Below are 21,683 nucleotides of genomic sequence, written 5' to 3' on the forward strand. Positions count from 1 at the left end.
TTTCCGCCCGCTATGGCGATATGTGAGGCATGACGAACAACCGCGGGAGCAATGCCGCGTAGGGCCCCGCGCGCCGTCCGGGTCGGGTTGCCTGCCCGCCGACCAAGTCGTGATGCCTCGGCCGACATCGATGGCCTGTCCGCGCGAACCATGCTCGCGATTCGACGTGTTGAGCGCACCCGCACCTTCCTGGAACCGGGGCAGACAGTCTTGGCAGTGCGGCTGTGGAAGGAACATGTATCTCTCCCCAAGCGCGAGTTGTGGCGTGACGGGGAGTGGGGAGACGGGCTGCACTGGGATTGCTGCGGTAACCCATTCCACGCCAGGGACCTCCTGGAGCACATGGTCAACGCACTGCCGGCCCGCAGCGCGGCCGAACTGCGCAGGCTGCTCATACGGCTCGACGCATTGGCCGGACCTCAGGACGTACCGCGCCGAGTACCACCAGCACAGCCACCATGGCACGTGTGGTGACGACGCCCGCACCAGCGCGCCGCTTCCAGGGCACGCCATGGCAGGGGTTCGCTGCCGTAGACCAGGATCCTGATACCAGTTGGCGTAGTGTCCGGCAGCCGGATCGCGGAGCGCCCCCTGTCACCCGCGTCGCAGGCCGTGCAGGTAGCGGGTGCGTTGGCGGCCGATGAATGGGAGGTCGACGACAGGTCCGAAGGCGGCGGTCGCCAGGCAGATGCCCAGGGTCACGGTGTTCCGGTAGCCGATGCCCGCGCGATAGGGCAGGTGGGCAGGAAGGTAACGCCGAAGGCGAGGGCGCCTGGCTTGTGGATGCGGGATTCGTCGGCGTGCGTGGTCGCGGTTGAACTGCTGGTAGTGGTCGGGGAGTTCGTGGTGGCGGTGGTGCGGGGTGCGAACGGTGGTGCTGGCTCCCCGGTAGGTGCGGTCAAGTCAGGGCGAGCGTCTGTCTGGTGAGACATGTCTGGGTGATGCCGTGCGCACTGGTTGCAGTCAGGTTGGGAGGTCGTCGTGGGGAGGGACGTGAGAACCACAGTGCGGTGCCATCCGGATGGGAGATGACCTGCACAACGCGTCCCGGGCTTCCTCCTGCCTGAGGTGTGTTCGCCGGAAAGCCACTGGAAGCGCCCCCAGTCGGCACGAAGTAATCCAAGGGCCGGGCAGCTCCCCCGAGGTTGCCCGGCCCTTGGTGCTCAGGTTTGTGCCGCCGGTGATGTGGTGAACCGGGGGCGGTACCCGAGCAGATAGAGGGCTAGCGCGATCAGTTGGAGGGCTGCGCCGACGAGGGGGAGGGTGAAGACGCCGAAGCCGGTGAGGAGGGCGCCGCCGACGGCTCCGCCTACTGCCGTGCCCAGGTAGATCGCGCTGCTGTAGAGGGCCATTGCCTCGTTTCCGGAGTCGCCCGCGAGGGTCAACAGGCGGAGTTGGGTGGGGGGATAGGCGCCCCAGGAGGTGATGGCCCAGGCGGCGCCGAGGGCGCAGAACAGCACGGCGGGGGTGTGTCCCCAGGCGATCGCGCCCGCGAAGGCGAACAGGACCAGGGAGCAGCCGGCGAACGCCTTGGTCATGGTGGGGCGTGGTCCGGCGGAGTCGGTGAACTTGCCGCCGATGAGCGGGCCGACGAGTCCGGCGATGCCGGCGACGGCGATGATGACGGCCAGTACGCCCGAGGTGGCGCCGGCTGCCTCCCGTGCCGCCGGGGCGATGTAGGTGTAGAACATCAGGCCGCCGCTGGTGGCGACCGCCGTGCCCAAGAGGCCGGCGATGAGGGGGAGTCGGGCGAGGCTGCCCAGTCGTTGTCCGGCGGAGGAGTCCGTGGTGGCGGTGGGGACCGACGGGAGGAAGACCAGGGCGGCGGCGAGGACGAGGAGGGAGACGCCGCCTACGAAGGTGAAGGTGGCTCGCCAGCCGTAGGCGCCGCCGATCCAGGTGCCGACGGGTACTCCGGCGATGAGGGAGGCGGTGAGTCCGGCGGAGACGGCCGCCAGGGCCCGACCCTTGCGTTCGGGGTGGGCGAGGGTGCCCGGCGGCCAGGGTGGCGGGTGTGGCGGTGCCGGCCGCCAGTGCTGCCAGGACGCGCCAGATCAGCAGTGGGCCGTAGGAAGAGGCGGTGGCGCAGAGGAAGTTGGCGAGGGCGAAGACCGCCAGGCCGGTGGTGACGAGGGTCTTTCTGGGGAGTTTGCCGGTTGCGATGCCGAGGATGGGGGCGGAGAGGGCGTAGACGATGGAGAAGACGCTGACCAGTTGGCCGGCGACCGCCTCGCTGACCGCGAGCCCCTTGGCGGTCTCGGGGAGGATGCCGGCGACGACGTGTCCCCGGTGCCGAAGACGAAGGTGCTGGCGAGCAGGACGATCAGCCAGGGGGGCATGGCGCCGGTCTTGGGCTGTGGTGCGGTGTTGCTCATTCCCACGGCAACTTTCCGTAGACGAGCTCGGTGTCGATCGCGACGGCGGCGAAGAGGGCGCCGCGGTCCAGGGGCGGGCCGGAGGTAGAGGTGCCCTCGCGGCTGAGGAAGTTGTGCACCTCGTGCGCCGGTTCGTTCCTTCCCGGGCCACCGTCCAGCAGGAGCACGGAGCGTCGGGAGCGGCCCAGGGTGAGGGCGGTCTGTAGCCCTCCCGGACCGGCACCGATGACGAGGGCATCCAGCACAGCAACCTCCAGTGTGCGCAGGCGCGGATCGGTCGACCGCGGGGTCGATGTACTTAGTCGCGACTAAACTTAGTGACGGCTAAGTAGAGGCGCAAGGGCGTTGCCGTGGTCGCTGCGTCTACGGGGGCGGGTGCCGGTCCGGGAGCGGGGTCAGCTCGCGGGTGCGTAGTCGCCCGTGATGAGTACGGCCACCAAGCAACTGTTCGGCGCCGCCACGGTCTCGGACATCGCGGAGCTGGTCTCCCGTCAGATCGCCCTCCGCGCCGTCATGGACACGGACGAGCCCGCACCCGCAACCGCCGAAGAGGAAACCGAAGTCGTACGCCTCTGACCATCCGCAACCATCCGCAACCATCGGCAATCAACGGCAATCATCGGCGCCCGCCCTGCCGCCCGAGCAGGGCGGGTGCCCCCACTCACCCCAGTCGCCCACCTCCCCCCGGATACCCTGATCCCGTGACCAAATCCGAGCCGACGCCCGCACCAGCCACACCGCGACGCACCCGCATGTCCGCTGCGGAGCGGCGAGCGACCATCCTCGATGCGGCCATCGAGGTCTTCGCCGAGTTGGGATACCAGCGGAGCAAGATCTCCACCATCGCCGCGCGCGTCGGCGTCAGCGAACCCGTGGTCTTCCAGAACTTCGGTTCCAAGTCGGCCCTCTTCGCCGCGGTGCTGCAACGCGCCGCCGACCAACTCGCCGACAACGCCCGGCCCGCCCTCGAAGCGGACCAGTCGGTCCTCGCCTTCCTCACCGAGCAGATGTCCCCGCAGCACCTCGAAGCGCTGCACGCCCACGGGTCCGCGGGCGTGCTGTTCTCCGACGCCATGGGGCTCACCGCCGACCCCGAGGTGGCGGCCGCGGCCCGGTCCGCCGTCCAACGCGTGGCGGAGGTCCTCGCCGACCTCATCAACAAGGGCCAACAAGCCGGCGAACTCCGCCAGGACCTCGACCCGAACACCGGCGCCTGGTGGCTCCTCTCCCTGCTCGCCGCCCACCGCTTCCGCGCCGCGGTACTGGAAGACCACGCCGATCTGGAGGAGCAACTCGCCACGCTCTCCCTGGAAACCCTGACGGGGCCGGCCAGCAAGCGCGCGTCAGGCTGACTGCGGTCGCGCGGCAACCCCCCTCCTCGTGATCATCTGCTCGACCTCGTCGGAGGTGCAGGTCGGACCGCCCTCGGCGCGGACGCGGAGCGCGACCGCGAGGCCGGCGCACTCGATCGCCACCCCTCGCGCCTCGGTAGCGAGAGCGGTATCGCCCGTGCGAACGAAGACCGGGTTCGTCCGCCCGGTTCGGGGACCTCGCACCGACTCGTCCGACCTCGTGAAATCCGCGCCACACAGGGGGAGTTGGCCGATACTTGCCGTGCTCGCGTCGGCGGCGTGCCATGATCCGACCCATGGACGTATTCGAGGGGCTGGCGGAGAAGGCGTTGCGGGGTGAGGCGCCCACCCGCCAGGAGGCGCTCGCCGTGTTGGCCAGCGGCGATGACGACCTGCTGGAGTTGGTGGCCGCCGCGTACCGGGTGCGGCGCCACTTCTTCGGCAAGCGCGTCAAACTGAACTTCCTGGTCAACCTCAAGAGCGGGCTCTGCCCCGAGGATTGCTCCTACTGCTCGCAGCGGATCGGGTCCAAGGCCGACATCCTGAAGTACACCTGGCTCGGGCCCGAGGCGGCGCTGGCCGCGGCCGAGGCCGGAGTGGCCCACGGCGCCAAGCGCGTCTGCCTGGTCGGCAGTGGCCGGGGGCCCACGGACGGAGACGTGGACCGGGTCGGGCGGACCATCGCGGCCTTCAAGGAGAAGCACCCCCAGGTCGAGATCTGCGCGTGCTTCGGCCTGTTGTCCGACGGCCAGGCGGAACGCATCCGCGACGCTGGGGCCGACGCCTACAGCCACAACCTCAACACCTCCGGCGAGCGCTACGCGGACATCTGCACCACCCACACGTACGCGGACCGTGCCGCAACGGTGGAGAAGGCCAAGAAGGCCGGTCTGTCGCCGTGTTCCGGACTGATCGCGGGGATGGGTGAGACCGACGAGGACCTGGTGGACGCCGCCTTCGCCCTGCGCGAGCTCGGCTCCGAGTCCGTGCCGGTCAACTTCCTCATCCCGTTCGACGGCACGCCGCTGTCCGACCAGTGGAGCCTGACCCCGCAGCGCTGTCTGCGCATCCTGGCGATGGTGCGCTTCGTCCACCCCGACGTCGAGGTACGCGTCGCCGGCGGCCGGGAGATCCATCTGCGCAGCCTGCAGCCGCTCGGGCTCTACCTGGCCAACTCCCTCTTCCTCGGGGACTACCTCACCAGCGAGGGACAGGACGGCGGTGTCGACCTGCGGATGATCGAGGACGCCGGATTCGAGGTGGAGGGCGCCGAGGAGGCGACCTTGCCCAAGCACCGGAACGACACGGTCAGGCCGCGCAAGCGGGGCGCGGGTACCGACCTCGCGGCGAACGCCTGACGGCAGCCGGTTCGACCGGGACAAGGGGGACGCGATGTTCGGCAGGATCTCCACGCTCGCACTGGGGGCCTTCGCGGTCGGCACCAGCGGGTACATCATCACCGGCGTGCTGCCGCAGTTGAGCGCCGAGCTCGCGGTGTCCGCCTCGACGGCGGGTCTGCTGACCACGTCCTTCGCGGTGGCCTACGCGATCGGCTCACCGCTGCTGGCGGTGGCCACCAGCCGCTGGGGACGGCGGCCCCTGATCGTCTGCGCGCTGCTGATCGCCGCGCTCGGCAACGCCTTCGCGGCGCTGGCACCCGACTTCGGCTCGCTGCTGGCGGCGCGGATCCTCACGGCCGCCGGCGCGGCGGTGTTCACCCCGGCGGCCACCGTCGTCGCCGCCGAGCTGAGCGGTACCGAGCGCAGGGCGCGTGCCGCGGCGGTGGTCTTCGGCGGCATGACGATCGCGACGATCCTCGGCGTGCCCGCCGGGTCGCTGCTGGTCGGCCCACTCGGCTACCGCGGTGTGTTCGGGCTCGTCGCAGGCATGTGCGCGGCCGCGGCGGTGGCGGTGGCAGTGGCGGTGCCCGCGGTCGCGGCGCCGCCGAAGGTGACGTTGCGCGAGCGCTTCGCCGTCGCCCGGGATCCGCGGGTCCTCGCCGTCCTCGGCATCACGCTGGCCGCCAGCCTCGGAGTGTTCTCGGTCTACACCTACGCGGCCCCGGTGCTGGCCGCCACGGTCTCGGTCGCGGGGGGCACGTTGAGCCTGCTGCTGTTCGGCTACGGCATCGGGGGCGCGATCGGCAACGTGGTCGGCGGGGTGGCCGCCGACCGGTTCGGGTACCGACTGCCGCTGCTGGCGGCCGTCTGCGGCAGCGTCCTGACGCTCTCCGTCCTGTCGGTGACGGGTAACGCCGTGCTCGCCGCCGGACTGCTCTTCGTGTGGGGCGTGGCCTCCTGGGCGTTCAACCCGCCCGTGCAGCGGCGGTTGATCGAGCTGTCGCCGTCCGCCAGCGGACTGCTGCTCGCGCTCAACGCCTCGGCGCTGTATCTCGGAATCGGGCTGTCCGGAGTCGTCGGGGGAGCGGTGCTCGACCACTTCCCGGCCCGCACGGTGCCGTTGGTGGGGGCCGGGTTGTGCCTGGTCGCGGTGGTGGTGCACCTGGCGTCCAGTCATCGGTCGGCGGCGCGTACCCCTGGCGCCGCACCCGAGCCGGCGCCCGGGCAGCCGCGCTGAGGTACCGGACTCTTTCCGTCCGCGGGTGGGGGAGAGCGGTCGGCGCGTGATGTGCGCCTCAACTCCCCTTTTCGGGACGGGAGTCTGTGTAGAATCCGACTCGGCTTATAGGGGGGTGGGCCGTGCGGGAGTTGAGCGGTGCGATCGGAATCGTCACCGGCGCGTCACGTGGAGTCGGCCCCGTCATCGCCGAGCGCCTGGCACGGGAAGGCGTGCGCCTTGCGCTCGTCGCGCGCTCCGAGGAAGGGCTGGCCGCAACGGCGCGGCGCCTGCGGCGCTACGGACCCGAACCGCTCACGGTGCCCGCCGACGTCTCCGACGAGGACGGGCAGAGGGACATCGTGGAAACGGTGTGCCGCGAACTGGGGCCGCCCGCTCTACTGGTCAACAACGCGGCAGTGGAACGCATCGCACGCTTCCAGGACGTGGCCGTCGAGGACATCAGGAAGATCCTCATGGTCAATCTGTTCGGCACCCAGGCACTGACCCGGCTGGTCCTGCCGCACATGCTCACGGCCGGTAGCGGCCACATCGTCAACATCGGCTCCGTCGGCGGGCGCACCGCGTACCCGTACGGCACGATCAACTCCGCGGCCAAGCACGGGCTGGTGGGATTCACCTGGTCGCTGCGGGAGGAACTGCGCGGCACGGGGGTCGGGGTGTCGGCGGTCTATCCCACCCTCGTCGCGGACGTGGGGATCTCGGCGCGCTGGTCGGCCGGGAGGCGCCCGCTGATGCTGGGTCAGGTGACCCCGCAGGCGGTGGCCGAAGCCGTGCTCAGCTGCATCCGGAAGGACCGGGTGGAGATCACCGTGTCCCCCGTGATGGAGCGGATCGCGGACGTGTTCAGCGCGGTTTCGCCGCGGCTGACCGCCTGGGTGGCCCGGAACAGCGGGGTCTATTCATATCTGCGTGATGTCGCCGCCGTCGGAAGACGCGGCGGATAGTCCGTCGGGACGGTTGCGGCCGAAGGGCCAGAACAGGGGGAGTTCCGTCATGTCTGTGCGCTCGGATTCGTACCATCCCGTCGAAAGACCCGTTACCGAAGACGTCGCCGGCACCGGCGAGATCGACGGGATCATCGGGCAGCTCGGTGAACTGTTCGCGGAACTCGGCGAGGACAACGAGGACTTGGTCCTGCCGACGGGTCCCGACGACCCGCTCTTCCTGGCGTCCCTGGACGCGGTGTACGCCAAGACCGCGATCGAGGCGCGCTACGGCGTCGATGTGCCGCTGGAACTGCTCTTCGGCGGCGGCACGCTGCGCGCCCTGGCCGAGGCGGTGCGCACCCTCGCGCCGGTGGGCGACGACGGCGCGGTGCCCGCGCTGGTGCCTCGGCCGGAAAAACGTTTCGAGCCCTTTCCGCTCACCGACGTCCAACAGGCGTACTGGCTGGGGGACGCGGGATTCGACCTGGGCGGCCGCTCGGCCCACTTCTACGCCGAGATCGATGTGTTCACGGCCTCCGTCGAGCGCGCGGAGTGGGCCTTCAACGAACTGATCAACCGGCACGACATGCTGCGTGCCACCGTGCTCGCCGACGGCCGGCAGCAGGTGGCGCGCCAGGTGCCCGCCTACCGCTTCCGCCATGCGGATCTGCGCGGCCTGCCCGAGGACGACCGTCGATGTCGCCTCCACGCGACCCGTGCGGAGATGGCGGGCCAGGTCTTCGACGCGCGGACCTGGCCCCTGTACGAGATCCGCGCCCACAGCCTGGAAGCCGCTCGCCTGCGGCTCCACATCAGCATCGACCTGCTCTTCGTCGACGCGGGCAGCCTGCGTCTGTTGCTGGCCGCATGGATACGATTGATCCTCGACCCGCGGTCGCTGGGGCCGGCGCCGGAAGCGACCTTCCGTGACTACCTGTTGGCGGCCGCCGCGCAGCGCGACACGCCGGCCCACGGGCGGGCCCGTGCCTACTGGCTGGAGCGCGCCGACACCCTGCCGCCCGCCCCCGAACTGCCGCTCCAGGCCCTGCCGGACGCCGGTCTGCCGGTCTTCACCCGCAGGGAGCGGCGGCTTCCCGCACACCTGTGGCGGCGGCTGAAGGACCGGGCGAACGCCCTGGGGGTCACCCCCTCGGTGCTGTTGTGCACCGCCTACGCGGACGTACTGCGCACCTGGAGCAAGTCCCCGCGCTTCACCGTCAACGTCACGCTTGCCGACCGTCCGCGCTGGCACCCGGACATCCCGCGGCTGATCGGCGACTTCACCAGCACGGTCCTGTTGGAATGTGATCTGACGGAGCATCAGGACCTGGCGCTCGTGGCCGGGCGGCTCCAACAGCGGTTGCGCACGGACCTGAAGCACGCCCGATTCAGCGGCGTGGCGTTACAACGTGAGATGGCCCGGCGGCACGGCGGCGCCCAGGCACGGATGCCCGTGGTGTTCACCAGCCTGCTCGACGAGCGGGACGGCCTGGGAGCGCTGGAGGGTGTGGTGTTCGAGGTCGGCCACGCCGTCTCCCAGACACCCCAGGTCCATCTCGACAACCAGGTTCAGTTGCGCGGCGGTGAACTGCTCGTCAGTTGGGACGCGGTGGAGGCGGCGTTCCCCGACGGCGTGCTGGACGACATGTTCGGCGCCTATCTCGACCTCGTCGAGCGCTTCGCGGAGCAGGACAGCCCCGACCCCGTCACCGTTCCCGGACGCCAACTCGAAGTGCGCCGGACCGTCAACGCCACCGAGGGGCCGAGCCCGTACGAGCTCATCCACGCCGCGCTCGACCGGCAGGCCGCCGCCCGCCCCGACGCCCCGGCCGTGATCGGCGCCGACCACACCCTGACCTTCGGTGAACTCGACCGCCGGGCCAACCAGATCGCCCACCGGCTGCGCGGGCTGGGCGCCGTGCCCAACACCCTGGTCGCCGTCGTCATGCACAAGGGATGGCAGCAGGTGGCCGCCGTCCTCGGCGTGGTGCGCGCGGGCGCGGCCTACCTGCCGGTCGACGCGGCGCTGCCCCCCGCCCGCATCGAGCGGCTGATCGCGGCCGGCAACGCCCGGATCGCCCTTGTCCAGCCCGGGGTGACGCCACCGACCGGCACGACCGCGGTGACCGTGCCGCTCCAGCCCTGGACCGACGTGCCCGACGTGCCCCTCGACGTTCCGGACACCACCCCGGACGACCTCGCCTACGTCATCTTCACGTCCGGCTCGACCGGAGTGCCCAAGGGCGTGATGACCAGTCACCGCGCCGCGGTGAACACCCTCGACGACATCCGCGGCCGCTTCGGTGCCGGCCCCGCTGAGCGCGTCCTCGGCCTGTCGTCCCTCAGCTTCGACCTGTCCGTGTACGACGTCTTCGGAGTGCTCGGCGGGGGCGGCGCGGTGGTGCTCCCCGCGCCCGACGAGTCCCGCGATCCCGGTCGTTGGGCCGAGTTGGCCGGGACGCACGGCGTCACGCTGTGGAACACCGTCCCGGCCCTGCTGGAACTGCTCGCCGAACACTGCGAGCGGTACGGCGCCGCGCTCCCCGCGACGCTACGGACCGTGCTGCTCAGCGGGGACTGGATACCCCTCGCGCTGCCCGGCAGGGTCCGGGCGGTCAGCGCCGGCCGACCCGAGCTGATCAGCCTCGGTGGCGCCACCGAGGCGGCCATCTGGTCCATCCACCACCCCATCGGCGACGTGGATCCGGCCTGGCGGAGCATCCCGTACGGCACACCGCTGCGGAACCAGACCTTCCATGTGTTCGGCCCCGGTCTGACCCCCAAGCCCGACCACGTGCCCGGAGAGCTCTACATCGGCGGACTCGGCGTCGCCCGGGGCTACTGGGGCGATCCCGAGCGCACCGCCGAACGGTTCCTGCGTCACCCGCACACCGGTGAGCGCCTCTACCGCACCGGCGACCTGGGCCGGTACCTGCCCGACGGCACCGTGGAGTTCCTCGGCCGGGACGACTTCCAGGTCAAGATCGGCGGCCACCGCATCGAACTCGGCGAAATCGAGGTGGTGTTGGGAGGCCATCCGAAGGTGCGGTCCGCCGTCGTGGTGGCCAGGGACGGCAGGTGGCTGATCGCCTACGTGGTCCCGCAGGGCCACAGCGCGCCCACCGCCGACGAACTGCACCACCATGCCGCCGCCGAACTCCCGTCGTACATGGTCCCTTCGGCCTTCGTCACCCTCGACCACCTTCCGCTGACCGCCAACGGGAAGCTCGACCGGTCGGCGCTGCCCGCGCCCACGGCGCCCGCGCAGGGCCATGAGACGCCCGTGACCCCCGTCGAGGAGGGGCTGGCGCGGGCCTGGGCCGCGGTCCTGCCCGTGGCGCACTTCGGCCGCCACGACAACTTCTTCGCCCTCGGCGGCGACTCCCTGCTCGGGGTGCGTGCCGTCGCCAAGGCCGCCGAGAACGGCCTGTACGTCACGCTCCGCGAGCTCTACGCCCATCCCACCCTGGCGGGACTGGCCACCGTCGCCAGAAGGACACCGCCCGCCACGGCCCCGCAGACGGCCGTCACCGGGCGGGCCGACCTCGCCGCCGCCCAACGGTGGTTCTTCGCGCAGGACTTCGCGGATCCTGACCACTGGAACGGCATGTGGCCGGTCTTCGAGCTGGACGGTCCGCTCGACCCGAAGCGGCTCGGCCAGGCCCTCACCACCGTTCTCGGGCACCACGACGGCCTGCGGGCCCGGTTCCGCCGCGACGAGCGGGGCTGGTACGCCCACCTTCCCGGCGACGACCCGGCCAGGGCCGCCGAGGTACGCGTGGTGGACCTGCACGCGGTCCCCGACACCGCACTCGAAGCGGAGATCGGCCGCCATGCCGCCCTGCGCAACGGGGGCCTGGACCTGGCCGAGGGCCGCACCGTCCAGCTCACCTACTTCGACCTCGGGGCACGGCGCCGCCCCCGACTGCTGGTCAGCGCGCACTGGTTGGTGATGGACTACTACTCGTCGCGGGTGTTCTACGAGGACCTGCGCACCGCCTACGCCGCCCTGGAGCGCGGCGAGATCCCCGCCCTGCCGCCCAAGACCGCGTCGCTGCCGCAGTGCGCCGCGCAACTGCACGCCTACGCGGCCGGCCCGGAACCGGCGGCAGAACTGCCGTACTGGACCCGCCTGGCCGAGGGCGCCCGACCACCGCTGCCCGTCGACCACCGTCTGGGCCCCAACGTCCAGTCCTCCGCCGTACGGCACATGGTGCACCTCACCGGTCCAACAGCCGTCCTCATCACGCGCGAGCTGCCCCGCACCCGTGGGGTGGAGATCCGCGAGGTGCTGCTCACCGCGCTGACCCGGACGGTGACGGCCTGGACCGGACAGCCGGAGCTCTTCGTCGAGTTGGAGGGGCACGGCCGGGAGCGCGCGTTCGGGACGCTGGACGTCTCGCGCACCGTCGCCCGGTTCTCCACACTGTCGCCCCTGGCCCTGCGCCCGGGGGACCTGGACGCCGTCTGCGAGCAGCTCCGCGCCGTCCCCAACCGCGGGACCGGATACGGGGTGTTGCGCTATCTGCACCCCGATCCCGAGGTCAGGGCGCGCCTGGCCGCCGTGCCCGCCCCCGAGATCGGATTCAACTTCTGGGGCGACGTCAGCGAGTACTTCACCGGCGACGCCCGCCCGGTGGTGGAGTCCTTCGGCCAGCACCGCAGCGGCGCCGGACACCGGCCACGGGTGCTCGACCTCATGGCGCTCACCGCGGACGGCGAACTGCGACTGGCCTGGACCTACAGCGCCAACCTGCACACCGCGCAGACCGTGCGGATGCTCGCCGAGCGGTTCACCGAGGAACTGCGCGCGATGGCCAAGGAGGCCGGGTGAGTCCGCAGGGGCAGACCACGAGCGGGGAGGAGCAGGACATGAACGGGGCAGTGCACAGCGGGGAGTATCCGCGACCCGAGGGCGTCTTCGGTGCGGCGACCGTGCCCGAGGCGCTGGAGCGCTCTGCGGGCACGGCGGCCGGGATCACCGTGGTCGACCGTCATCTGGAGGAGACCCCGCTGCCGTACGCGCTGCTCGCGTCGTCCGCCCGGCGGGTGGCCGCCGGTCTCGCCGAGGCCGGCGTCGTCCCGGGGGACCGGGTCGCCCTGATCTCCTCGACCTCCCCGGGCTTCCTGTTCAGCCTGTTCGGTGTCTGGCGGGCCGGGGCCGTCCCGGTCGTGCTGCCCTTGCCGCACCGCCTGTCCGACCTGCCCGACACCGTCGCCGAGATCAACCGGCGGCTGGACCACGTGGACGCCCGTGCGGTGGTCGTCGCCGACGCGTTCGGCGACTTCATGGCCGGCCGGATCGACGCGGGACGCCCGGTGCTCCGATGCGGCGAACTGACCGCGGCGCGCGGGGAGATGACCGGACCCGTCGCCGTCGCCCCCGACGACCTGGGCTACCTCCAGTTCACCTCCGGCACCACGGGTGCGCCGCGGGCGGTCGCCCTCACCCACCGGCAACTGCTCACCAACGCGGCCGTGTGCTGCGAGAGGTTGAGGCTGGACCGGGAGCGCAGCGTGCACGTGAGCTGGCTGCCGCTCTACCACGACATGGGCCTGATCTCGGTGCTGGCGGGCATGTCCTACGGCATCAGGCTGGTGCTCCAGTCGCCGGAGGCGTTCCTGTCCCGCCCCGATTCGTGGGTGGACGCCCTGTCGAGGTACCGGGCCACCAGCACGGTCGCCCCGAACTTCGCCTACGGCCTGGCCGCCCGCGGCATGCGCCTCGCCCCGCGGGAGTTGGACCTGTCGGCCCTGGAGGTGTGTGGCGACGGTGCCGAGCCGATCCGGGCCGCGACGCTGGAGAAGTTCGTCGCGGCCGGCTCCCGGTACGGTCTCCGACCGCAGGCGATCACGCCCATGTACGGGCTGGCCGAGGCCACCCTCGCGGTCGCGATGGGCGAGGTGGATGCGCCGCTCGCCTGGGACCACGTCTCCCGGGAAGGGCTCCAGACGGGAGGTGTCGCCCGGCCGGTCGCCCCCGGATCACCGGACTCCAGGGCGCTGGCCGTGTGCGGTCACCCGGTGCCCGGGGTCAGCGTCCGGATCACGGATGAGGAGGGACGGGCGCTGGCGGATCGGGAGGTCGGCGAGATCTGCGTCCGCAGCCCCGCCCGCATGCAGGGCTACTGGGCCGAACCCGAGGCCACCGCGCGGGCCGTGCGGGACGGTTGGCTGCGCACCGGCGACCTCGGCTACCGGATGGCGGACGGTCTGGTCGTCTGCGGCCGCATCAAGGACATGATCATCGTTGGCGGGCGCAACCTCTATCCGGAGGACTACGAGCACGTCGCCGTCAAGGTCGAGGGCGTCAGGCCGGTGTGCGCGGCGTTCGCCGTGCCGGGCACCGAGCGCATGATCGTCGCGGTGGAGCCCGCCAAGGGCGTCGACGGCCCCCAGGATCTCGCCGCGCGGGTCATGGCGCGGCTCCGCGAACAACTCGGACACGCGCCGGACAGGGTCGTGGTGGTGGCGAAGGACTCGATCCCCCGCACTTCCTCCGGCAAGGTCCAGCGCGGCCGCTGCCGGGAGCGCCTGCTCGCGGGAGAGCTGTCCGTCACGGCCGAACTCGCCCGCTGAGTAGGGTGGTTGCCGGCCGCGGTGGAAGCGTCCGGCAACCGCGGAACGCCGATGACGTCAGCGGCGCCGGGTCACCACCACGCGGGCTCCCCGCTTCGGGATCAGCGTGACGTGGTGGGCCCGCTGGGCCTCCGGCTCCGGCCGGTCCGGCCGCAGGTCGTAGCGCTGGAGCAGCTCCCGCAGTACGACCGTCGCCTCCATCAGGGCGAAGCCGGCGCCGATACAGCGGCGGGCGCCCCCACCGAACGGGATCCAGGTGTTGGCCGGCGGCTGGCCGTCCAGGAACCGTTCGGGGCGGAAGGCATCCGGCTGCTCGTGGTGCCGGGGATCGGACTGCACCAGCCCGATGGCCGGCATGACCGTGGACCCGGCGGGCAGCCGGTAGCCGCCCACGGTGAGCGGGGCGGAGAGCTGCCGGGCCACCTCGTAGACCACGGGCTTGAGCCGCAGGGCCTCCTTGGCGACCGCCGTCAGATACGCCTCGTCGCCCTCGTCCGCCGCCTTCCGGGCCCGCGCCAACTCCGCCGGATCCCGGACCAGTTCGTGCAGCGCCCAGGCCAGTCCGGTCGCGGTGGTCTCGTGTCCGGCCAGCAACAGCGTGATGAGCTGGTCCCGCATCTCCGGATCGGTGAAACGGTTCTCCCCGGGCTGGGACCCCTCGGCCCCCTCCGCCTGGAGCAGTCGGGAGAGCACATCGGTCCTGTTGTGCAGGTCCGCCGCCCGGCGCCGGTCCGCGATCTCGGCGTAGAGCAGCTTGTCCAGCCGACGTTGCAGGGACACATGGCGGCGCCACGGCCCGACGCGTCGGAGCAGGGGATAGGGCAGCCCGAGCAGGGTGACGGGGCCGATGTCCGCGATGCCCCGCACCAGCGGCCGTAGTTGCTGCAGTCGCTGCTCGTCGGTCACGCCGAACACGACCTGGAGGATCACCTCCAGGGTCAGCGCCTGCATCCTGCGGTGGGAGCCGATGGCGCGCTCCTCCGGCCAACGCTCCACCTCGGCCCTGGTCAGCTTGGTGACCATGTCCTCGTACCCGCGCAGCGCCGCTCCGGTGAAGGCGGGCATCAACAGCCGCCGGGCGCGGCGGTGTTCGTCCTCGTCGATGAGGAGCACGGAGTGGTCGCCCAGTGCCGGCCCCATGATGGCGTTGCCCTCGCCGGCGTGCAGCACCTCGACCGGGCCGGCGAAGACGGTCTTGATGTCCTCCGGCCTGGAGAGGATCACCAAGTGCCGGGTGGGGGTGGTCAACCGCAGTGTGAACACCTCTCCGTACCGGCGCTTGAGCAGGGGGAACAGCCAGTGGCGGCACTCGGAGAAGAGCAGGGTCTGGACGACCGCGGGAAGCCGCAGCCCCGGCGGCCTCGTCAGTCCGCCGGTTGCGGCGGGCGCCTCGGTTCCGGCGGTGGTACCGCCGCTGGAAAGATCGTCAACGCCGCTGGACACAGCAGAATTCCCCCATCTCGAAGACCGATACTGCTGCGTACGGGAGAGTAATCCCGCCCCGAGGTCACGGTAGCAGCCCCCGGTGGCGCATACGCGGTAACTGCGGCTTTCGGCAGTGGTGTTGGGCTCGGCATCGACAGAGTCGGGGCCCGGCGGTGCCGCGTGGCACCTGTGCGTCGTGGGCCGACTCAAAAGGTGCGGGGGAATGTGATCGTCCGCGTGCAGGTAATGCGCGTCATGATGCGATCGAAATGCCTTACGAGATAGGGGATATGTGTGTTGAGTCGGGGGTGTCGGCCAGAGTAGGATCTCGGCCGGACATGGACTGCTGGTCACGGATAACGGAATTGGTGATTCTCTTTCCGTGGCAGCGGAATTGATTCTTCCGGCGGAAATGCGGGAGCCCCGCGCGTCCGACCGGTTCTGGATCACAACGTGGGGAGAAAATCGTGTCGCACCTGCGCAAGATCGGAATTGCCGCGGTCGCCGTCTCGCTGGCCAGCATCACGGTCACCGCGAGCGCCTCGCCGCAGACGGGCCCGGCCAAGACGGCCGCCGCGCGGTCCGCCGCCGCGACGGGCATCACGGGCACCTGGTACAACCAGCTCGGCTCCACCTTCGTCGTCACCGCCGACGCCGATGGCGGCCTCACCGGTACCTACGACTCGACGGTCGGCAACGCCGAGAAGCGCTACGTGCTGACCGGCCGGTACGACACCGCACCCGCCACGGACGGCAGCGGCACGGCCCTGAGTTGGACGGTCTCCTGGCGCAACGACTACCGCAACGCCCACTCCGCGACGGCGTGGAGCGGACAGTACTTCGGTGGCACCGACGCCCGGATCGCCACCCAGTGGCTGCTGGCCTCCGGCACCACCACCGCCAACGAGTGGCAGTCCACATTGGTCGGCCACGATGCCTTCACCAAGAACAAGCCGTCGCCCGCCGCCATCGCCGCCGCCCGCCGGGCCGGAGTGAACAGCGGGGTGCCCTTCGACCGGAAGTGACGCGCCGCGCCACGCCAACGGGCGGGTGCCCGGAGGGACTTCTCCGGGCACCCGCCCGTCCGGCGCCGGGCCCGGCCACCGTGCTACAGCGGGGGATACATCGCCTCGTACTTCGCGATGGTCTCGCCCGGCGAACCGTCCGCGACGACCCGGCCCCGGTCGAGCACGATCACCCGGTCCAACTCGGCGAGCAGTTCGAGATCGTGGGACACGACCACCACGTGCTGCGGCAGTTCCCTGATGAGCTTGGTGACCCGGCGGCGGTTGCCGAGATCCAGCAGCGTCGTCGGCTCGTCGAACACCACGTACCGCGGCTCCAGGGCCAGCACCGCGGCGATCGCCAGCAACTGCTTCTGCCCTCCGCTGAGCAGATGCGCTGGATGGTCCCGGAACTCGCTCAGCCCGTACTCCACCAGCACCTCCTCCACCCGCCCGGCGGTCTCCGTCCGGCTGAGGCCGTGGTGCTTGAGCCCGAACGCCAGGTCCTCGGCGACCGTGGGCATCACGATCTGCACGTCCGGGTCCTGGAAGACGAAGCCGACCTGGCGGCGCACCTCCCGGCCCTTGCGGGCGGTGTCCAGGCCGTTGACCCGCACCCGGCCCTTCTCCGGCACCAGCAGGCCGTTCAGCAGCCGGGCGAAGGTGCTCTTGCCCGAGCCGTTCGAACCGACCACGCCGACGCGGTGGGTGTCCAGGGCGAGCGTGATGTCGTCCAGTACCCACCGCTCGCCGAACCGGTGGCTGACGCCGTCGATCTCGATCATGCGCCGGCGCCCGCCGTCCGCCGGGGCTCGATCAACGGGTACGCACGGCGCACCGCGACCGCGGCGACCGAGGCCAGCACCACCTTCAGCAGGTCGCCCGGCAGGAAGACCGCCGAGGCCACCGTGGCCTTGCCCAACGGCATGCCGGAGACCACCGCCATCCACGGGATGCCGACGACGTAGAGCAGCAGCGCCGCGCCGGCGAAGTTCGCCAGGATCGCCCGCCAGAGCGTGTAGTGGTGCCACATCCGCTCGGTCAACAGGCCGGCGAGCCAGGCGCCGAGAGGGTAGGCCAGGATGAAGCCGCCGGTGGGGCCGAGGATCGTCCCGAGGCCGCCGCGGCCGCCGGGCAGCACCGGCAGTCCGACCACGACCAGCACCACGAACAGCAGCACCGCCAGCCCGCCCCGGCGTGCGCCGATGACGGATCCCGCGAGCGCGACGCCGAGCGTCTGGGACGTGATGGGAGCCGGTACGAACGGCACCTCAATCAGCGGGAAAAGCCCCAGCACCACCATGATCGCGGCGAACAACGCGATCTGCGCGATGTCTTTCGTACGCACCCCTCAACCCCCCGGGAACGATGTGGAATTACGGCCAGCGGCTCATCCTAGGCGGCCCGCACGACGTGCACCGCCCCTCCTGCAACTCGGTTTCATCTCGCCTGAGTTCGCCCGGTATTCACCCAGCCGGAGCCTTGGCCCCGGGCTGCCGGGCCTTTTCCGGGAGGTCGGGCCGGGAGTCCAACCCGCGCGCCTCCAGCGCCTCACCCAGGCCGTCGGCCAGGCGCAGCGTCCGCACCAGCAGCGGCGTCAGGAACGCGACGCTGCGCTCCACCCCGCGGGCCTTCTGGGCCGCCCGCACCAGGTCGGCCTGCTCCTTGATGACCGGGACGAAGCGGATGGTCATGGCCACCATCAGGCCGACCCGCTCCGGGCGGACTCCCAGGCGCGCGAAGGGCCGCAGCGCCCACTCCACGGTCCGCACCATGTCCGAGGTCCGGGTGGTCAGCGTGATCAGGCTCGCCAGCGTCACCAGCACCACGACGCGCTCCCCGACCAGCAGCGCGCTCGTCCAACTGGTCAGCAGGCCCTGGGCGGCCACCAACAGCGCGGCGAACGGCACGATGGCCAGCACCTGCCGCGTGGCGAGCCGCACCGGGATCCGGGCCAGCGCGTAGCACAGCGCCACTGCGACCGCCGCCCCGCCGAGCACCAGCGGCGAGTGGACGAAGAACGACGCGGTGCCCGCGGCGAACAGCACCAGCAACTTCAGGCCGGCCGGCGCCGCGTGCACGCACGTCCGGGCGGGGTGGTAGAGCCCGATCACCGGTACTCACCCACCATCGTGGCGCTCGAAGAGCGTCGCGATCCCCAGGCCGCCGGCCGCGCCCAGCGTCGCCAGCCCGTACCGCGCCCCGGCGGCGACCGGATCGCAAGGGCCGAACATGTCGGAGAACAGCCGGGTCACCAGGACCGCGCCGGAGGCGCCCCAGGGGTGCCCCAGCGCGATGGCCCCGCCGCCGCGGTTCACCCGCTCCTCGGGGATGCCCAGTTCGTCCAGGCACGCCAGGACCTGCCCGGCGAACGCCTCGGTGAACTCCACCAGCGCGATGTCCTCCAGCGTGATCCCGGGGTTGCGCTTGAGCAGCCGGCGCACCGCCGGGACCGGGCCCCAGCCCAGGATCTCCGGGTCCACGCCGGTCACCGCGGCGTCCACCACCCGCAGGCCCTTGGCCAGGCCCAGTTCGCGGAACTTCCGCTCCGAGACCACCGCGACCATGGCGGCGCCGTCGTTCACCGGGCAGGCGTTGCCCGCGGTGACCGTGCCGCCCTCGGCGAACACCGGCTTGAGTCGGGCGAGTTTCTCCAGTGTGGTGTCCGGACGGGGGCACTCGTCGGCGGTGACCGAGACGCTGCCCGCCCGGCCGACCCGCACCTCGACGGGCACCAACTCCGCGGCGTACCGGCCTGATTGCGCCGCCGCCAGCGCCTTGCGGTGACTCTCCAGCGCATAGCGGTCCTGCCGCTCCCGGCCGATCCGGCCCAGCCGGGCGACGTTCTCCCCGGCCACGCCCATGTCCGGGTCCCCGAACTCCTGCGGCACGAAGTGCGGTCGGGCGTAGAAGCGCGGCGTGCCGTGCGGGACCGGTGGGCGCTCCACCCGCCACGGAGCCGTACTGGAGCTCTCCGCGCCGCCGGCCAGCACCACGTCCGCCCGGCCCGCCGCGACCAGCCCCGCCGCCAGGTTGACCGCTTCCAGGCCGCTGCCGCACTGCCGGTCGACGGTCATCGCCGGGGCGTCGATGCCGAGCCCGGCGAAGAGCGCGGCGTAGCGGGCGGGATTGCCGCCGGAGCCACCGGCGTTGCCCACGATCACGTCGTCCACCTCGGCCCCGGTCAGCCCGAGGTCGTCCAGCACCCCGGTGAGGACCGGCCGCAGCAGTTCGTGAATCGGCGTGGTGGCGAACGCGCCGCCGATCCGGCCGATCGGGGTGCGTCGTGCCGCCACTACGACGGGCCGCTGCCCGTTCCCGTTCACAGAACCTCCCGTATGCCCTGCCGCCCGTCCAGAAGGAGGGCGCGCACCTGTCTGTGGTCGATCTTCCCGCTTGGTGTGTACGGCAGTTGGTCCGTCTCGAACAGTCGCCGGGGGCACTTCTGCCGCGAGACGTGGCGCGCCGCCCGGTCCCGCAGCTCCGCCCGGCCCAGCCGCGCGCCCTCCTGCCAGCGCACCACGGCGCACACCAGGTCGCCCCACCGCTCGTCGGGCAGGCCGACGACCGCGACCTCGGCGACCTCCGGCAGCCGCAGCAGCGCCGCCGCCACCTCCTCCGGGTGCACGTTGAGGCCGCCGCTGATCAGCATGCCCTTCTCCCGCCCGACGAGGTGGAGGTAGCCCCGCTCGTCCAGCCGGCCGATGTCGCCGACCGTGAACCAGCCGTCGGCGTCCGGCGCTTCGGTGTGCTCGGCCGACAGGTAGCCGTCGAACAGCATGTCGCTGCGCACGTACAACTGCCCGGCCTCGTCGACCCCGCGCTCCTCCCCGGTGGGGGAGCGCACCGACACCTCGACGCCGGGTACGGGCCGGCCCAGCGACTCCCACGGGCCGTCGTCGTCACCGTGCAGCACGGAGACCAGGCTGAGCTCGGTGGCCCCGTAGAACTCCACGGCGTCGGCGCGGGGGAAGAGGTCAACCGCCCGTGCCCGACGGGCCGGTGACCACTTCGCGCCCACCGACAGCAGCGAGCGGACCTGGGGGAAGGTGCGGCCCGGATGGCGGCGGGCATGTTCCAGCAGCGCCTCGAACATCGTCGGTACCAGGAACAGATGGCATGCCTGGTACCGCTCGATGTGGTCGAAGACGGCCGCCGGGTCGAACGAGGGCAGCAGGCACACGGTCGCGCCGACGTGCAGGGCGTGCACCGCCCCGCACAGGAAGTGGGAGTGCGCCAGCGACCCGGGAAGCAGGACCGCGTCGGACGGCCCGATGCCGAACCCGTCGGTGTAGTGCCGGAACGTCCGGATCCAGGAACGGTGCGAGCGCACGGCGCCCTTGGGCCGTCCGGTGCTCCCGGAGGTGAACCCCACGTAGAACGCGGCGGAGTCCGGAACCTCGTCGAAGTCGTTGTCGACGTCCGGGAGTTGGTGGCTGTCGTGCCGCCGCAGCCAGGCCGCGAAGCCCGGGCCGGCCAGGTCCACCACCGCACCGGGGGGTAGGCGCTCCTCGGCCGCGGTGGCGGGGGTGTCCCGGAACAGGCGGGCCGGGGGCGTGTCGTCCAGGACGGCGGCCAGTTCGGGGTCGCTCCATGCCGTGTCGAGCACCATCACCGGGATGCCGGCGACGGCCGCCCCGAGGAAGATCTCCAGGAACTCCCTGCGGTTGCCGAGCCGGACGGCGAGCCGGACCCCGGGGTCGGGTGCCGGACCGAACTCGGCGCGCAGCGCCCGTGCCACGGTGAGTGCGCCGCGCCGCAGTGTGTGGTAGCTCCACTGGTGCGGGCCGCCGTCGCCGCCCAGGGCGAGCGCTACCCGGTCCGGTGCGGTGGTGGCGTGGGAGAGGAATCCGCTGGCGATCGTCATCGGCGTCATTGCCCCCGCTCGGCCGGTGGTTGGGTGGTCGGGTGGTTGCCCGTGCGGGCGGCGGCGCCTCGCCCGCGATACGACGTGCGGCTTCCGCCTGTTTTTTTCGGCGTCGCGGGTTCGGCGGTGATTCCGGTCGTGGTCTTTCCGGTCATGGCGTTTCCACCTGCGGTGTTCTCTGTAGCGGCCGCATAGGCAAGGTCGTGGCGGCAACGTATCAGCAGGTGGGCCCCCGTGGAGTCGGGTTCCGGGAATGAATCGGGCGGGCCGTGTCCGGAAATCATCGTCGGTTGGGACGAGTTGCGGAGTCGGAGCGCGAGATTCCGGTCAATTGCCGTAGCTATGCGGTGAATTGAGCGCCGGGCGGTGACCGGGCCGCAGTGCGCGGGCCGCGTTCCGGTCAGGGCGTCGATGGAGAGTCCGGCGGGCCGGAATCCTCCGGCGTGACCTGGGTCACGCCGGGATGTATTTCCGGGCCGGGCTGACTAGCATCGGGCCAAGGGGGGAATGTCCCGGGTCGGCGAATTCGGCGATCAGCAGCGGCCGTTCGCGGTATTCCGGAACGATTCTGAGCA

The 21,683-nt window shown here is 71.5% G+C and carries 16 protein-coding genes and 2 pseudogenes; 8 read left to right on the plus strand and 10 right to left on the minus strand.

The window, feature by feature from the left end:
* Positions 1-1,163: 1,163 nt before the first annotated feature.
* The 3 genes and pseudogenes from PV796_RS35955 to PV796_RS35960 form a co-directional block, all read right to left on the minus strand.
* A pseudogene (locus tag PV796_RS35955) lies at positions 1,164-1,973 on the minus strand (MFS transporter); the annotation flags it as partial.
* Positions 1,974-2,010: 37 nt separating this feature from the next.
* Positions 2,011-2,331, minus strand: a pseudogene (locus PV796_RS42475) (MFS transporter); the annotation flags it as partial.
* A 40-nt stretch (positions 2,332-2,371) separates the two neighbouring features.
* Positions 2,372-2,620 carry a hypothetical protein gene (locus PV796_RS35960; protein WP_274917938.1) on the minus strand — a complete coding sequence of 83 codons (249 nt, stop codon included), beginning with the start codon at positions 2,618-2,620 and terminating at the stop codon, positions 2,372-2,374.
* 178 nt (positions 2,621-2,798) lie between these two features.
* Between PV796_RS35960 and PV796_RS35965 the strand changes: the two genes are divergently transcribed.
* The 7 genes from PV796_RS35965 (at position 2,799) to PV796_RS35995 (ending at position 13,812) form a co-directional block, all read left to right on the plus strand.
* Positions 2,799-2,951: a hypothetical protein gene (locus PV796_RS35965; RefSeq protein ID WP_274917939.1), complete on the plus strand. Its 153-nt coding sequence runs from the start codon at positions 2,799-2,801 to the stop codon at positions 2,949-2,951.
* Positions 2,952-3,076: 125 nt separating this feature from the next.
* On the plus strand, positions 3,077-3,727 hold the full coding sequence (locus tag PV796_RS35970) for a TetR/AcrR family transcriptional regulator (protein WP_274917940.1): 651 nt from the start codon (positions 3,077-3,079) through the stop codon (positions 3,725-3,727).
* 296 nt (positions 3,728-4,023) lie between these two features.
* The gene (gene bioB / locus PV796_RS35975; protein WP_274917941.1) at positions 4,024-5,085 is read left to right on the plus strand and encodes a biotin synthase BioB; all 1,062 of its coding nucleotides are present in this window, start codon (positions 4,024-4,026) and stop codon (positions 5,083-5,085) included.
* 34 nt (positions 5,086-5,119) lie between these two features.
* On the plus strand, positions 5,120-6,304 hold the full coding sequence (locus PV796_RS35980) for an MFS transporter (RefSeq protein WP_274917942.1): 1,185 nt from the start codon (positions 5,120-5,122) through the stop codon (positions 6,302-6,304).
* A gap of 122 nt (positions 6,305-6,426) precedes the next feature.
* Positions 6,427-7,251 (plus strand): SDR family NAD(P)-dependent oxidoreductase, encoded by an 825-nt coding sequence (locus PV796_RS35985; protein WP_274917943.1) that lies wholly within the window; start codon positions 6,427-6,429, stop codon positions 7,249-7,251.
* 49 nt (positions 7,252-7,300) lie between these two features.
* The gene (locus PV796_RS35990) at positions 7,301-12,067 is read left to right on the plus strand and encodes a non-ribosomal peptide synthetase (protein ID WP_274917944.1); all 4,767 of its coding nucleotides are present in this window, start codon (positions 7,301-7,303) and stop codon (positions 12,065-12,067) included.
* A 38-nt stretch (positions 12,068-12,105) separates the two neighbouring features.
* Entirely contained in the window at positions 12,106-13,812 is a 1,707-nt protein-coding gene (locus tag PV796_RS35995; protein WP_274917945.1) for an AMP-binding protein, read from the plus strand.
* A gap of 57 nt (positions 13,813-13,869) precedes the next feature.
* Here PV796_RS35995 and PV796_RS36000 read toward each other — a convergent pair whose 3' ends face one another.
* A complete protein-coding gene (locus PV796_RS36000) occupies positions 13,870-15,255 on the minus strand; it encodes a cytochrome P450 (RefSeq protein ID WP_274917946.1) in 1,386 nt (461 codons plus the stop codon).
* 449 nt (positions 15,256-15,704) lie between these two features.
* On the opposite strand from PV796_RS36000, the gene PV796_RS36005 reads away from it, so the two are divergent.
* Complete coding sequence (locus tag PV796_RS36005; RefSeq protein ID WP_274917947.1) at positions 15,705-16,262, plus strand: avidin/streptavidin family protein; 558 nt, start codon at positions 15,705-15,707, stop codon at positions 16,260-16,262.
* 83 nt (positions 16,263-16,345) lie between these two features.
* Here PV796_RS36005 and PV796_RS36010 read toward each other — a convergent pair whose 3' ends face one another.
* The 6 genes from PV796_RS36010 to PV796_RS36035 form a co-directional block, all read right to left on the minus strand.
* Positions 16,346-17,026: an energy-coupling factor ABC transporter ATP-binding protein gene (locus PV796_RS36010; RefSeq protein WP_274917948.1), complete on the minus strand. Its 681-nt coding sequence runs from the start codon at positions 17,024-17,026 to the stop codon at positions 16,346-16,348.
* Positions 17,023-17,589, minus strand: a complete 567-nt coding sequence (locus tag PV796_RS36015; protein ID WP_274917949.1) for a biotin transporter BioY — start codon at positions 17,587-17,589, stop codon at positions 17,023-17,025. Before PV796_RS36015 ends, PV796_RS36010 begins: the two co-directional genes overlap by 4 nt.
* 118 nt (positions 17,590-17,707) lie before the next feature.
* Positions 17,708-18,355, minus strand: coding sequence for an energy-coupling factor transporter transmembrane component T family protein (locus PV796_RS36020; protein ID WP_274917950.1), 648 nt, complete (start codon positions 18,353-18,355; stop codon positions 17,708-17,710).
* Between the two features lie 6 nt (positions 18,356-18,361).
* A complete protein-coding gene (locus PV796_RS36025; protein ID WP_274917951.1) occupies positions 18,362-19,567 on the minus strand; it encodes a thiolase family protein in 1,206 nt (401 codons plus the stop codon).
* Entirely contained in the window at positions 19,564-21,108 is a 1,545-nt protein-coding gene (locus tag PV796_RS36030) for an AMP-binding protein (RefSeq protein ID WP_274917952.1), read from the minus strand. The genes PV796_RS36025 and PV796_RS36030 overlap by 4 nt, the downstream gene beginning before the upstream one ends.
* 5 nt (positions 21,109-21,113) lie before the next feature.
* The gene (locus PV796_RS36035) at positions 21,114-21,263 is read right to left on the minus strand and encodes a hypothetical protein (RefSeq protein WP_274917953.1); all 150 of its coding nucleotides are present in this window, start codon (positions 21,261-21,263) and stop codon (positions 21,114-21,116) included.
* Positions 21,264-21,683: the final 420 nt, after the last annotated feature.

The sequence above is a fragment of the Streptomyces sp. WZ-12 genome (assembly GCF_028898845.1).
In the GTDB taxonomy this organism is placed as follows: Bacteria; Actinomycetota; Actinomycetes; order Streptomycetales; family Streptomycetaceae; genus Streptomyces.